The organism is Pseudomonas sp. NFR16, assembly GCF_900108875.1.
Lineage (GTDB): Bacteria > Pseudomonadota > Gammaproteobacteria > Pseudomonadales > Pseudomonadaceae > Aquipseudomonas.
On record NZ_FNYJ01000006.1, the window covers coordinates 239010 to 251899 of the forward strand.

12 protein-coding genes are annotated in these 12890 nt (G+C 59.7%); 11 read left to right on the top strand and 1 reads right to left on the bottom strand.

Going from position 1 to position 12890, the window contains the following annotated elements:
- The first annotated feature begins 784 nt into the window (after positions 1 to 784).
- From BMZ10_RS22280 to BMZ10_RS22305, 6 genes are all read left to right on the top strand, one after another.
- Positions 785 to 1153, top strand: a complete 369-nt coding sequence (locus BMZ10_RS22280; protein ID WP_093467284.1) for a hypothetical protein — start codon at positions 785 to 787, stop codon at positions 1151 to 1153.
- A gap of 151 nt (positions 1154 to 1304) precedes the next feature.
- Complete coding sequence (locus tag BMZ10_RS22285; protein WP_143070324.1) at positions 1305 to 1679, top strand: hypothetical protein; 375 nt, start codon at positions 1305 to 1307, stop codon at positions 1677 to 1679.
- Between the two features lie 364 nt (positions 1680 to 2043).
- A complete protein-coding gene (locus tag BMZ10_RS27545) occupies positions 2044 to 2412 on the top strand; it encodes a hypothetical protein (protein ID WP_143070325.1) in 369 nt (122 codons plus the stop codon).
- A 726-nt stretch (positions 2413 to 3138) separates the two neighbouring features.
- Positions 3139 to 4092, top strand: coding sequence for an alpha/beta hydrolase (locus BMZ10_RS22295; protein WP_093467292.1), 954 nt, complete (start codon positions 3139 to 3141; stop codon positions 4090 to 4092).
- A 119-nt stretch (positions 4093 to 4211) separates the two neighbouring features.
- Entirely contained in the window at positions 4212 to 5075 is an 864-nt protein-coding gene (locus tag BMZ10_RS22300; RefSeq protein WP_093467911.1) for an AraC family transcriptional regulator, read from the top strand.
- 353 nt (positions 5076 to 5428) lie between these two features.
- On the top strand, positions 5429 to 5809 hold the full coding sequence (locus BMZ10_RS22305) for a cupin domain-containing protein (RefSeq protein WP_093467295.1): 381 nt from the start codon (positions 5429 to 5431) through the stop codon (positions 5807 to 5809).
- Positions 5810 to 5869: 60 nt separating this feature from the next.
- Here BMZ10_RS22305 and BMZ10_RS22310 read toward each other — a convergent pair whose 3' ends face one another.
- Complete coding sequence (locus BMZ10_RS22310; RefSeq protein ID WP_093467298.1) at positions 5870 to 6754, bottom strand: LysR family transcriptional regulator; 885 nt, start codon at positions 6752 to 6754, stop codon at positions 5870 to 5872.
- Between the two features lie 127 nt (positions 6755 to 6881).
- Between BMZ10_RS22310 and BMZ10_RS22315 the strand changes: the two genes are divergently transcribed.
- The 5 genes from BMZ10_RS22315 to BMZ10_RS22335 all read left to right on the top strand — a co-directional run bounded on the left by BMZ10_RS22315 (position 6882) and on the right by BMZ10_RS22335 (position 12628).
- On the top strand, positions 6882 to 7721 hold the full coding sequence (locus tag BMZ10_RS22315; RefSeq protein WP_093467301.1) for an HTD2 family dehydratase: 840 nt from the start codon (positions 6882 to 6884) through the stop codon (positions 7719 to 7721).
- Positions 7722 to 7787: 66 nt separating this feature from the next.
- Positions 7788 to 8951, top strand: coding sequence for an acyl-CoA dehydrogenase family protein (locus BMZ10_RS22320; RefSeq protein WP_093467913.1), 1164 nt, complete (start codon positions 7788 to 7790; stop codon positions 8949 to 8951).
- Positions 8952 to 8961: 10 nt separating this feature from the next.
- A complete protein-coding gene (locus BMZ10_RS22325; protein WP_093467304.1) occupies positions 8962 to 10311 on the top strand; it encodes an MmgE/PrpD family protein in 1350 nt (449 codons plus the stop codon).
- 142 nt (positions 10312 to 10453) lie between these two features.
- Positions 10454 to 11653, top strand: a complete 1200-nt coding sequence (locus tag BMZ10_RS22330; protein WP_093467915.1) for a CaiB/BaiF CoA transferase family protein — start codon at positions 10454 to 10456, stop codon at positions 11651 to 11653.
- Between the two features lie 150 nt (positions 11654 to 11803).
- The gene (locus BMZ10_RS22335; RefSeq protein ID WP_093467307.1) at positions 11804 to 12628 is read left to right on the top strand and encodes an HpcH/HpaI aldolase/citrate lyase family protein; all 825 of its coding nucleotides are present in this window, start codon (positions 11804 to 11806) and stop codon (positions 12626 to 12628) included.
- Positions 12629 to 12890 lie beyond the last annotated feature (262 nt).

The following is a 12890-nucleotide window of genomic DNA, read 5'->3' on the forward strand; positions in this document are numbered from 1 at the left end:
GTTGTTTAGTGCAGCCATGTCTACAAAGCTATGCAACGTTGTCCTAGGAGTTTTAACAAAAGGGCGAGGGATGAACGCCTGTGTGCTCGTCGGGGAGAGCGCAGCGATTTGGGGGGCGAGCGAAGCCGGAGGAAAGGGAGGGGAGATATTTGGTGAGATCATCTATGAGGGTAATGATGAATAGAACAGCGTTTACAGATGTCGTAACGGTGATTGTAATCGGTCCAATGCCCCTTATAGCGATATGGTCGGCGATTGTTTCTCACCGAATGGTACGTGAAATAGAGCGTATCTGGGTTCGTAGTAAGTTTTTTAACGAAAATAAAGCTTTTCTGAAAGGGCTTGGGGTCGCAGGTGAAGTAATGCTTTGCGGTTCGATATGTGCAATTCTTATATGGCCGAAATCATTTGTGCGAAGTGGGTCGGTCTTGCAAGAAGAAGTGGATGCGGTGCCTAAAAAATGGAAGGTTAGGGTCTACCCTCCCTTCGTTGCGTCTGGCATATGGATTGTTGCGCTATTCATGTGTGGTGCCTTCGTCTGGTAGGTCAGGTAGGGGCGGTATGTCTAGGGTGGATTGATAGGGTTTTCTGCGGGTGCAATTTTCGCATTACTCAGCGTGGCGATCTCAAAAAGAATTTGTAAGTTTTATATTGGGGTTCTGACTCGCGGACAAGGCAACAACGCGTGCGTCGTAATGGGTACGGCCGCTTCCGCATGGGGGGGCGGGTGAACTGGGCGGAATGGGTGGAGAGAAGATTGGTGAAATGGTGTACGAGAGCAATTATGAATAGCATTGACCTCAAAGACGTCGTCACCCTTATCATTATGGTGCCATTACCTTTTATCTGTTGCTGGACAGTCATCGCTTCCATATTAAGTATTGAACGATTAGAGGCGGCCTTTACCCACAGTCGCCTCGTCAAAGAGAATAAAGTCTGGATGCAACAATTCGGTGCCGCAGGTAAAGTGATGCGTTGCAGTGCAATCATAGCCATCTGTATCTCGCCTGGAATCTATGTCAGGACCGGTTGCGTTGTTGAAGAGGAAATTACTGCGGTGCCTCAAGACTTGAAGGTAAAGCTCTATCCGCCATTTATTGCCTCTATTGTTTGGTCTTTGGCGTTACTGGGTTGCGGGATTTTTATTTGGTAGCTCGGGCACTGCCGTCAGTAGCATTCGTGGAATGCTCTGGAGGTAGTTGTGCGCAGTGGCGCAGCTTCATGGGCAGCGGGCGAACTGTGTGGGGCGGGAACTGAGATGTTGGGCGAGACGATTTATTAGGAAGTTTATGATTAGGTCGGGTATGACTGACTTCATAACGGCGATAGTTGTCCTGCCTATGCCGTTTATGCCTATATGGGCGATGATTGTGTCTCACCAGTTGATTGATAAGCTAGACAGGATTTTTGCGCGCAGTTCCTTTGTGCAGAAAGATATAGCCTGGATGAAAACGCTAGGAGTTGCAGGTGAGGTTATGTACTGTGGCTCAGTAGTCGATCTAAGCGTTAACCATCGATTTTGCGTCCGAAAAGGATGGGTGTTCGAAGAGGAGATTTTAGCTGTTCCATTGAAAATTAAGAAAATATTGTACCCGCCATTTATTGCATGTGGTGTTTGGACTTTGCTTTCGGCTATTTGCTATCTGTTGATATGGATGCCGATCAAAGATGTTCGATAAATCGTGATCATATTATATATTTATCATGATTGCTCTGTCTTTCGACCAACTGCTATCTGAACACGGTGAAATCGCGCGCTGGAGATCAGAGAGGCTTGCCTGGCGGGGGATGAGCGACAGGGCAGGAAGGCGCGGTATGTGGAGGGTGGGAAGTTGATTGGGAGGTTGGGGGGAGGTGCGATTGTCGCATTACCCAGTGCGGCGATTTCAAATAGCATTTGTAAAGTTGTTATTGGAGTATTGACTCGCGGAAAAGGCTTGAATGCGTGCGTAGTTATCGGCACGGGCGCAACCACTTGGGCGGCAGGCGAATTTGGCGGCCAGAGGGGCGAAGAAATGGGTGAGATCGTCTAGGAGAATATTTATGAATAAGCTCAATATGGCCAATCTTACCCTTGTTGTCATAATGCTGCCGTCTCCATTTTTAGCAATTTGGTCGATGGTCGTATGTCACAGAACTGTTGATCAATTAGAAGCGATTTTAGGAAGCAGTCGCCTGGTAATCGAAAACAGAGCTTCGATGAAGTATCTTGGTTTGGCAGGTAAAGTTTTGCGGTGCGGAGCAATTATCGCGATTTGCTTCTATCCTGGAATTTACGTCCGAGACGGAAGTGTTGTGGAGAAAGAAGTGCTCGCCATTCCTAAGGCGTTAAAAAGAAGATTGTATGCGCCATTCATAGCTTGCACGCTTTGGTCGGTCGTCTTCTGCGTCTGGAATGTACTGGGTAGGTAGTTGCCTGGCAGTATTGCGAGCTCAAGTTCCGAAATCACAGCACGATGAGGTGCGCTCGTCTGGTAGGCCAGGAAGGCGCGGTATGTGGAGGGTGGGAAGTTGGTTGGGAGTTTGGGGGAGGTGCTACTGGGGCGTTCGCTCGCTTTTTCAGCACGACAGGAAAGTAATCAAGTACTTTGGATTGTTCGGTAAGATTATTACCTGTGGAAGCGTATTTTGGATCTTTTTGACGCCAAGCCTTTCAGCGTCAAGAGGGTTAGCGCTTGCAAATGAAATTCACAGTGTGCCAAAGCGAACCAAGTACTGGCTGTATCCGCCGTTTATCTCGTTATATCTGTGGTTTTTTGCGTTGGTTATATCGGGCATGATCTTTGGATGGTGGCCAGACTAGGAACAATTACCTGTTCAAAGAGGAGGTCGGGTGGGGGGGGCGGGCGGGGTATCAGTGATACTTCGCGGTTATGCCGCCGCCGCGCCCTGTGCCGCTTTATTCGGACCGGCCACCGCTGGGTTAGGAGCCATAGCTTGCGTAGCTATTGTCGGAGGTGTTTCCGCTTGATGCGGCATCTACGTCGCTACAGATCAGAAAGGCTTGCCTTGCCTGGGATGACGGGGTTGTGCGGTAGGCGTTGCATTCCGCACGCATCCCTTCCGGCAAACGGCACTGACCTGTGCGGGCAATGAATGGCAAACTGCCGGGGTATTCATTTCAGCCCGGACACGCCCATGCCGCAACTCTCCCTCGCGCAATTCAAGGCTCGCTGGTTTTTCTGGCTGTGCATGGTGCTGATCGTGGTTGGTGTTCCGGTCGGTTGTTCGGCACTGCAGCACAAAGAGCGTGAGCTGGTGTTCATGATCGAGCCGGGGACGGCGAGTTGGTATCACGGCATTCCGTCAGATGTGCAGGAACTGGAGCTCAAGGCGCCGTCATTCGGCGTTTCGCAGAATATCCACGCGTGGTGGTGGCTGGCGGACAAGAAGGACGCGCCTGCGGTGTTGTACCTGCACGGCTCGCGCTGGAACCTGACCGGGCAGTTCTTTCGCATCGAACAACTGCATGCGCTGGGTTTTTCGGTGTTGGCGATCGACTATCGCGGCTTCGGTCAGAGCAAGGGCCAATTGCCGTCGGAAGCTTCGGTGTACGAAGACGCCCGGATCGCCTGGGAACGTCTGAAACAGCTTCAACCCGACCCGCAAAAGCGCCTGATCTATGGCCATTCTCTGGGCGGCGCGGTGGCGGTCGACCTCGCCGCCGAGTTGGGTCGTGATGCGCAGAAGGGCGACGAGCCGATCCAGGCCCGTGGCCTGATCATCGAATCCACGTTCACCAACCTTGCCGACGTTGCATCGTCCGTCGCCAGCACCCGTACGTCGTTGCCGGTGCGCTGGCTGGTGTCGCAGAAATTCGACTCTATCGACAAGATCGCCGACATTCACATGCCTGTGTTGATCGTCCATGGCACGGCTGACCAGTTCGTCGCGCCGCGATTCAGCCAGGAATTGTTTCAGGCCGCGCAGGAGCCGAAAAACCTGCTGATGGTGCCCGGCGGCAACCACAACAACAGCATGAATATTGGCCGACAGGCTTACAGCCAGGCGATTCAAGCGCTGCTCAAGGAGCAGGCGCCAGCAGTGCATGCTGCGAATGCGACTGCCGACGCGGTCAAACAGCCGGGTTGAACGCAGGCGCAAGGTTTAACGCCGCTTCCCGGTAAACGGCCGGCGGACGAGCATTCACAACGGCGTGCTCAGATGGTATCTGTGTGCGCCTGCCCACCTTCGCTGACGAGCTTTCGACCATGGACAAGTACTCAAACGGAGAAGCCCACCTGACCCATTCCGATCGCGATTGGGTCATGCGCGCCGCGCCGTTGCCGCAGATGGAGCGGATCGAAGCGTACTTCCATGGTCATGGCTTCGAGATGCACCGGCACGACACCTACGCCATCGGCCACACGTTGTCGGGCGTGCAAAGTTTTCGCTACGGCAAGGAGATGGTCAACAACCTGCCGGGGCAGACCATGGTCCTGCATCCCGATGAGCCTCACGATGGACATGCGGGTACCGAGCACGGGTTTCGCTATCGGATGTTCTACCTTGAACCGGCGATGATTCAGCAGGTGCTCGGGGGCAAGCCCCTGCCGTTCATCAAAGGCGGTGTGTCGGGCGATCCTCGTTTGTTCAAGGCGACCCAGGCGTTGCTGCAAGATTTGCAGAACCCGCTCGATCCGCTTGAGCTGGACGACGCAGTCTTCGACATCGCCGTGGCGCTGCAGGACGCCGCCGGCGTGCGCAAAGGGCGGCAGCGGGTCGATTACGTCAGCGCCGAACGCGCGCGTGAATTGCTGATGGCCAGCCTGGAGCAGGGCGTGGGTCTGGATGAGCTGGAGCAGGCCAGCGATACCGACCGTTGGCGCCTGTCGCGGGACTTTCGTGCCTTGTTCGGCACCAGTCCGCATCGGTACCTCACCCTCAGGCGTCTGGACCTGGTGCGTCATTCGATCTCCCTTGGCGTGTCGCTGACCGACGCTTCGGTCATGGCCGGTTTCTCCGATCAGAGCCACATGACCCGACACTTCGTGAAGACCTTCGGTTACCCGCCGGGGCGCTGGCTGAAAATGTTGGGGGTTCGCCAATCAATCCCAGAACACCGCGTGACCTAGAGGAGCCCGCTTGAACCAGGAAAGCGTCAGCTGTCGGGCCGCAAAAATGATGACGTGCACAAGTGCCTGTTCCCGGCTGAAGCCGGTCCTACGGATCCGTCGCACCACCCAGTAGGACTGGCTTTAGCCAGGAACGCGTCAGGCGTTACGCCGCAAAAGCTGATGTGGACACAAGGGCCTGTTCCCGGCTAAAGCCGGTCCTACGAATCCGCCACCTGCCTTGAATAGGAATGGTTGAAGCCGGTCCTACGAAAAAACGCGTGCAGCCGGGCCATCGTGCAATAACGTACAAGACCCGCAGGCACGTGCTGCCCTAACTTGCCGGCTCCCCGAACCCTTGCGGAGCCACCTCGATGTCCACCTCTCAGCCCACGCACAGCCCGGTCAATTTTGCCCACAAATACAGCCTCTTCACCGAACAATGGCAGCCCAAGGTCGTCGCGCAGATGAACGACTACCAGTTCAAGCTGGCTCGACTGGAAGGGGATTTTCTCTGGCACAGCCATGCCGACACCGACGAAACGTTCATCGTGCTCGAGGGCTGCCTGCGCATCGATTTTCGCGACGGCTTCGTCGAGCTCAACGCGGGCGAGTTGTACGTCGTGCCCAAGGGCGTGGAGCACAAGCCCTTCGCCGCACAGGAAGTGAAGCTGATTCTGATCGAGCCCAGCGGGGTGATCAACACCGGCGACAACACCAATGAGCGCACTGCGCAGAATGATGTCTGGATTTGAGCCGTTGAGGCACACCGCCGCGCGGGCAGCCTCGGACGGCAGCACGGACCGCAGGTTTCTCTAGCCAGGCATCAACACCGCAATCAGCGCCCTGACCACACCGGGCAGGGCGTCAAGTTCCCTCACCAGAATACTGCGCTCGCGCACCGCCCACGGTTCGTCCAGCTCGATGGTTTTGAGTTTCATCGTCCGGCTGTGTCGCACTGCGGCGGATTCGGGAATGATGCCGATGCCGACGCCGGCCTCGACCATCCGGCAGATCGCCTCGAAGCTCGATACCTGAATCCGCAGCGACAGATGTTGCCCAAGCCGCTCGACGTGATCGCGCAGGAAGCTGAGCAGCGTGCTGCCCTCGTGCAGACCGATGTGCTGAAACGCCAGGGTCTGTTTGAGCGTGACCTTCTTCTGCATGGCGAGTTCATGACCTTCCGGGACTGTCAGTACCAGCCGGTCGGTGCTGAAGTGGATCACCTGCAATCCGGCCGCCTCGACAGGCCCGGCGATGATGCCCATGTCGGTGCTGCCATCCAGTACGCCGCGCACGATGTCCCGCGACAGGCGCTCTTGCAGGTCGACCGTCACGCCCGGCCGCTGCGCCAGAAAGCCCGCCAGCACTTCAGGCAGGAATTCGGTGACAGCGGTGGTGTTGGCGAAAATGCGGATGTGCCCGGCCGAATCGGTCCCGTAGCTGGTGAATTCGCTCTTCAGGTAATCCACCTGGCTCATGATCAGGCGCGCATGTTTGAGCAGGCGCTGACCGGCCGGCGTCAGCTCGACGCCGCGGCTGTCGCGGTACAGTAACCGTGTGTCGAGCTGGCTTTCGAGGGCCTTGATCCGGGCGCTGGCGGCAGCCGGAGATAGAAAGGCGCGGCGGGCGCCCTGGGTCAGGCTCGGCGATTCACCGATATGAATGAAGAGGCGCAGGTCAGCCAGGTCGAAGTGCATGGTTGTGTCCGCACGTTGCAGGAGCGTTCAGCATACATGAACGCCGGGTTACGCAAATGCAAATTCACAGAATGCCGAGCCAATCCCATGATCTGCACATAACAACAAACGCAGAGGGTTCTCGCCAATGAGTGCTTCAGATTCGCCAGTGGATTTCAGTGCCTGGACAGGACGAACCGAAGAGGCTCACGACCACCTGAGCCATACCCTGATCAAGCGCATTGCGGCCACCTTCGGCGAGCCCGCGCCGGCCAATGGCGACCCGTTGCCAGCCTTGTGGCAGTGGTGTTTTTTCCAGGAACCGGCGTTCGAATCGCAACTGGGCGTCGACGGCCATCCAGCTCGTGGCGGTTTTTTGCCTCCCGCCGACAACCGCAACCGGATGTGGGCGGGCGGTCGGGTGGAGTTCATCCAGCCCCTGAAAGTGGGTGCTGACGCCCATCGCCTGTCGACCATTGTGCACATCGAAGAAAAACACGGACGCACCGGTGCGCTGCTGTTCGTCACCCTGCGTCACGACTATTCCCAGAATGGCCAGCTGTGCGTACGTGAAGAGCAGGACATCGTCTACCGCGAGCCCAATCCGCCCAAGCTCAGCAGCGGCGAAGCGCCTGCGCCGGGCGACTGGAGCGAAACCGTCGAGCCGACCCCGACGTTGCTGTTCCGCTACTCGGCCGTGACCTTCAACGGCCATCGCATTCACTACGACTATCCCTACGTCACCGAAACCGAAGGCTACCCGGGCCTGGTGGTGCACGGCCCGATGATCGCCACCCTCAACCTGCGTGCATTCATGCGCGCCAATCCCGAGAAGCGCGTGCGGCACTTCGCCTATCGCGGCGTGCGTCCGCTGAACGTGCCGACGCCGTTCCGGGTCGGTGGCCGGATTATCGAGCCGGGCAAGGCGCAGCTGTGGGCGGGCAACGATGCCGGCGTCGCGCAGAGCGCTGAAGTCAGCTTCGACTGACGTCTTCTTCTTTAAATAGCCAGGCCCGGGGCATCGCCGCCGAGCCGCTGGTTGCGAGCAGACATGATGAATCCATACGAAAACGAAGACCTCAATGCCATCCGCGAAGGCGTGCGCGCGCTGTGTGCCGAATTCCCGGCCGAATACTGGCGCAAGATCGATGAAGAGAAAGGCTTCCCGGAAGCCTTCGTCAAGGCGCTGACCGAGGCCGGCTGGCTGTCGGCGATGATTCCGGAACAATACGGCGGCTCCGGTCTGGGCCTGGCCGAGGCGTCGGTGATTCTCGAAGAGGTGAATGCCTGCGGTGGCAACTCCGGCACCGTGCACGGCCAGATGTACAACATGTTCACGTTGCTGCGCCACGGCAGCGAAGCGCAGAAAAGCTACTACCTGCCCAGGCTGGCGAGCGGCGAACTGCGCCTGCAATCGATGGGCGTGACCGAACCGACCACGGGCACCGACACCACCAAGATCAAGACCACTGCCGTGAAGCAGGGCGACAAGTACGTCATCAACGGGCAGAAAGTCTGGATCTCGCGCATCCAGCATTCGGACCTGATGATCCTGCTGGCGCGCACGACGCCATTGGCCGACGTGAAGAAAAAGTCCGAGGGCATGTCGATCTTCCTCGTCGACCTGCGCGAAGCCATCGGCAAGGGCCTCACCGTTCAGCCGATCGCCAACATGGTCAACCATGAAACCAACGAGCTGTTTTTCGACAACCTCGAATTGCCCGCCGACAGCCTGATCGGCGAGGAGGGCAAGGGTTTCAAATACATCCTCGACGGGCTCAACGCCGAGCGCACGCTGATCGCTGCCGAGTGCATCGGCGACGGCCGCTGGTTCACCGAGAAGTCGGCTGCGTATGCCCGCGACCGCGTGGTATTCGGCCGTCCGATCGGGCAGAACCAGGGCGTGCAATTCCCGATTGCCGAGGCGCACATCGAAATCGAGGCCGCGGACCTGATGCGCTGGCGGGCCTGCGAGGAATACGACAGCGGCAAGAATGCCGGGGCCGCGGCCAACATGGCCAAGTACCTGGCCGCGAAGGCCTCGTGGGAAGCCGCGAACGCTTGCCTGCAGACTCATGGCGGTTTCGGTTTCGCCTGCGAGTACGACGTCGAGCGCAAATTTCGCGAGACGCGTCTGTATCAGGTCGCGCCGATCTCCACCAACCTGATTCTTTCCTACGTCGCCGAGCATCTGCTCGAACTGCCACGCAGCTTCTGAGGACATCCCGATGAGTCATACCCAGGCATTGGCGGGTTTTCTCGCCGAGCTGACATACGAGCAGATCCCGGGCCACGTGCTCGACCGCACCGAAGATCTGTTTCTGGACTGGATCGGCTCGGCGCTGGCCAGCCAGGGCGCCCGACCGATTCCGCTGTTCGAGCGTTATGCCGAGCGCATGGGCCCGGCCGAGGGCGCCTCCAGAATCCTGGTCAACAACCGCGGCACATCGGCGTATTTCGCTGCACTGGTCAACGGCGCTTCCTCGCACCTGGTCGAGCAGGATGACCTGCACAACAGTTCGGTGCTGCACCCGGCGACCGTGGTGTTTTCTGCCGCGCTGGCGGCGGCGCAGGATCTGCGCAAGTCGGGGCAGGACCTGTTGCTGGCGTCGGTGGCGGGGTATGAGGCCGGCATTCGTATCGGCGAGTTCATGGGCCGCTCGCACTACCGCATTTTCCACACCACGGCCACGGTGGGCACGCTTGCCGCCGCCGTTGCGGTGGGCAAGCTGCTGAACTTCAGCCAGGAGCAGTTCATCAACCTTTTTGGCAGCGCCGGCACTCAGGCGGCGGGTCTTTGGGAATTCTTGCGGGACGCCGCTGACTCCAAGCAGCTGCACACCGCCAAGGCCGCTGCCGATGGCCTGCTTGCCGCCTACATGACCGCAGACGGTCTGACCGGTGCGCGCAACATTCTGGAGGGCGATCAGGGCATGGCCGCCGGGATGTCGAGCGACAGTGATCCTGCGAAGTTGTCCGATCGTCTGGGTTCGCGCTGGGCGTTGGTCGAGACCTCGTTCAAGTTCCACGCCTCCTGCCGCCACACCCATCCGGCTGCCGATGCGTTGTTGCACCTGATGCAACGCGAACGCCTGCGCCACGACCAGATTGCCAAAGTGGTCACGCGGGTTCATCAGGGGGCGATCGATGTGCTGGGTCGGGTCGACGTGCCGCAGACGGTGCATCAGGCCAAGTTTTCGATGGGCGCTGTGTTGGGCCTGATCGCCGTGCACGGCAGCGCGCAGTTGATCGAATTCCGCGATCGGGCGCTGACCGATACGGCCGTGGCTGCGTTCCGCGAAAAGGTCACGATGGAACTGGACCCCGAGGTCGACGGTGCCTACCCGGCGCGCTGGCTGGGTCGGGTGATCGTGACCACCACCGACGGCCGCATCCTGACCGCTGCGATCGACGAGCCGAAGGGCGACCCGGGCAACACCCTGTCGCGCCCCGAGCTGGAAGACAAGGTGCAGCGCCTGCTGGCGTTCTCCGGCGCCCGCACGACGGAGCAGGGCAAGGCCTTGATAGAACGCATCTGGCACCTGCGCGATGCGCGGGATCTGGCGGATTTGATTTAAGACATTGGCCTGATCGTTCCCACGCTGTAAGTGGTAACGCCGCCCCGGACGCTCCGCGTCCAAGGCAGTGACGCACAGCGTCACGGGATGCACGCCCACGCAGAGCGTGGGAACGATCAGACTGTGCAAGAGGTTAATGAACATGACTCAACACAATCCCCGTCCGCTGGACGGCATCACCGTGATCAGCCTGGAGCACGCCATCGCGGCGCCGTTCTGCACGCGACAGCTGGCCGATCTCGGCGCCCGCGTGATCAAGGTCGAGCGCCCTGGCGTTGGCGATTTCGCACGTGGTTACGACCAGCGCGTCGACGGCCTGGCGTCGCATTTCGTCTGGACCAACCGCTCCAAGGAGAGCCTGACGCTGGACCTCAAGCAGGACGAAGCCGGTGACATCCTCGATTCGCTGCTGGGTCGGGCCGACGTGCTGGTGCAAAACCTCGCGCCGGGCGCTGCGGCACGCATGGGCCTGTCTTTCGAGGCGCTGCATGAACGGTTCCCGCGGCTGATCGTGTGTGACATTTCCGGCTATGGCGAAGGCGGCCCGTACGAAAAGAAGAAAGCTTATGACTTGCTGATTCAGAGCGAGGGCGGCTTCCTGTCGGTGACCGGCGGTCCCGGCGAGAACGAAATGGCCAAGGCCGGTTGCTCCATCGCTGACATCGCTGCGGGCATGTACGCGTACACCGGCATCCTCTCGGCGTTGTTGCTGCGGGATAAGACCGGCGAAGGCAGTCGCATCGACGTGAGCATGCTCGAAAGCCTGGTGGAGTGGATGGGCTACCCGATGTATTACGCCTACCACGGCGCACCGCAACCGCCGCGCGCCGGGGCGTCGCACTCGACGATCTACCCGTACGGGCCGTTCCCGACGGGCGGTGGCGGCACCATCATGCTCGGACTGCAGAACGAGCGAGAGTGGGCCTTGTTCTGCGAGAAGGTGCTGCTGGACAAGGCGCTGGCGACCGATGAGCGGTTTTCCGCGAATTTCAAGCGCTCGGAAAACCGCGACGTGCTGCGCCAGATCATCGTCGAGGGGTTCGCCGCGCTGAGCGTCGATGAAGTGGTGGCGCGCCTGGAAGACGCGCAGATCGCCAACGCCCGGGTCAACGACATGCATGGCGTCTGGGAGCACCCGCAGCTCAAGGCGCGAGACAGCTGGCGCGAAGTGGACAGCCCGTCCGGGCCGCTGCCGTCACTGCTGCCACCGGGTCGCAATGCGGCGTTCACCCCACGCATGGATGGCGTGCCGGGGTTGGGCCAGCACACGGGGAGCATTCTGGAGGAGCTAGGTTTCAGCGCCGAGGAACAGGCGCGGATGACCGCGGCCGGAGTGGTCTAGCCGACTCGTACGTTCACCGTAGGCGCTGCCGGGGTGGCGCTCGGCCTTGTCTCGCGCTCTGTTGCGCAGCGGCAGCTCATGGGACAAGCCACGCGCCTGCAAGTGAGGCGGCGCTGCTCAGTCACTGCTTATCGATCAGGAATTTTGCCCATGCCCCCATCCATCGTCCGCTCTGCGCTGTTCGTGCCCGGCAGTCGGCCCGAGCGTTTTGCCAAGGCGCTCGCCGCTGGCGCCGATGCAGTAATCGTCGATTTTGAAGACGCGGTCGAAGAGCCGCTCAAACGCCAGGCTCGCGAGCATCTCGCCGCGTTCCTCAAGGCGCATCCACACGCCTCGGTGCTGGTGCGGGTCAACGCCCCGGATCATGCGGAACACGCTGCGGATCTGGCGTTCTGCACGCAACAGGCAGGCGTCGTCGGCGTGCTGCTGCCCAAGGTCGAGAGCGCCGCGCAGGTGGCGGCGGTCCGGAAAAGCGGCAAGCCGGTCTGGCCGATCATCGAAAGCGCCAAAGGCTTGCTGTCGCTGGAGCAGATCGCCCGGGCCGACGGGGTGGAGCGCCTGTCCTTCGGCGGCCTCGATCTGGCGTTGGACCTGAACCTCAACACAGGCACGGCGGCCGCCCGGATGTTCCTCGATCAGGCGCGCATGTCGGTGCAACTGCACTCGCGCGGCGCCGACCTGCTGCCGCCGCTGGACGGCGTGCATCCCGCGATCAACGATCCCGACGGGCTGCACCGCAGTATCCGGCACGCCAGCGACATGGGCTACGGCGGCGCGCTGTGCATCCATCCTGCGCAGATCCCCGTTATTCATGCCGCATTGGCGCCCAGCACCGACGATTTGAGTTGGGCACAAAAGGTGGTGGATGCCAGCAAAGCAGCCAACGGCGCCGGGGCCTTTCAACTGGACGGACAGATGGTCGACGCACCCGTGCTGCTTCGGGCGCAGCGGTTGTTGGCGCTGTTTCGGGCGTGAGATTAAGAGGAGGCGACACCAGACGCGCGGGCCGAACGCCAGTGCAGCCAGTAGTGGCACTTCTTCATTTGCCTGCTAGCTTCCTGATGACGCGCCGTCTGGCCCGCGGGTACTGGAAAATCGTGCCGGTCGGGTAGCGTTCAGCAACGCCGAATGCCGGCTTACAAAAAAGCTGATTCTACAAACACACGGCGTTGGGCATCGTGAGTTGGCGCTACGCTCAAGCTCTACCGACTGCTCCTACAAAAATAAGCTCCTACAA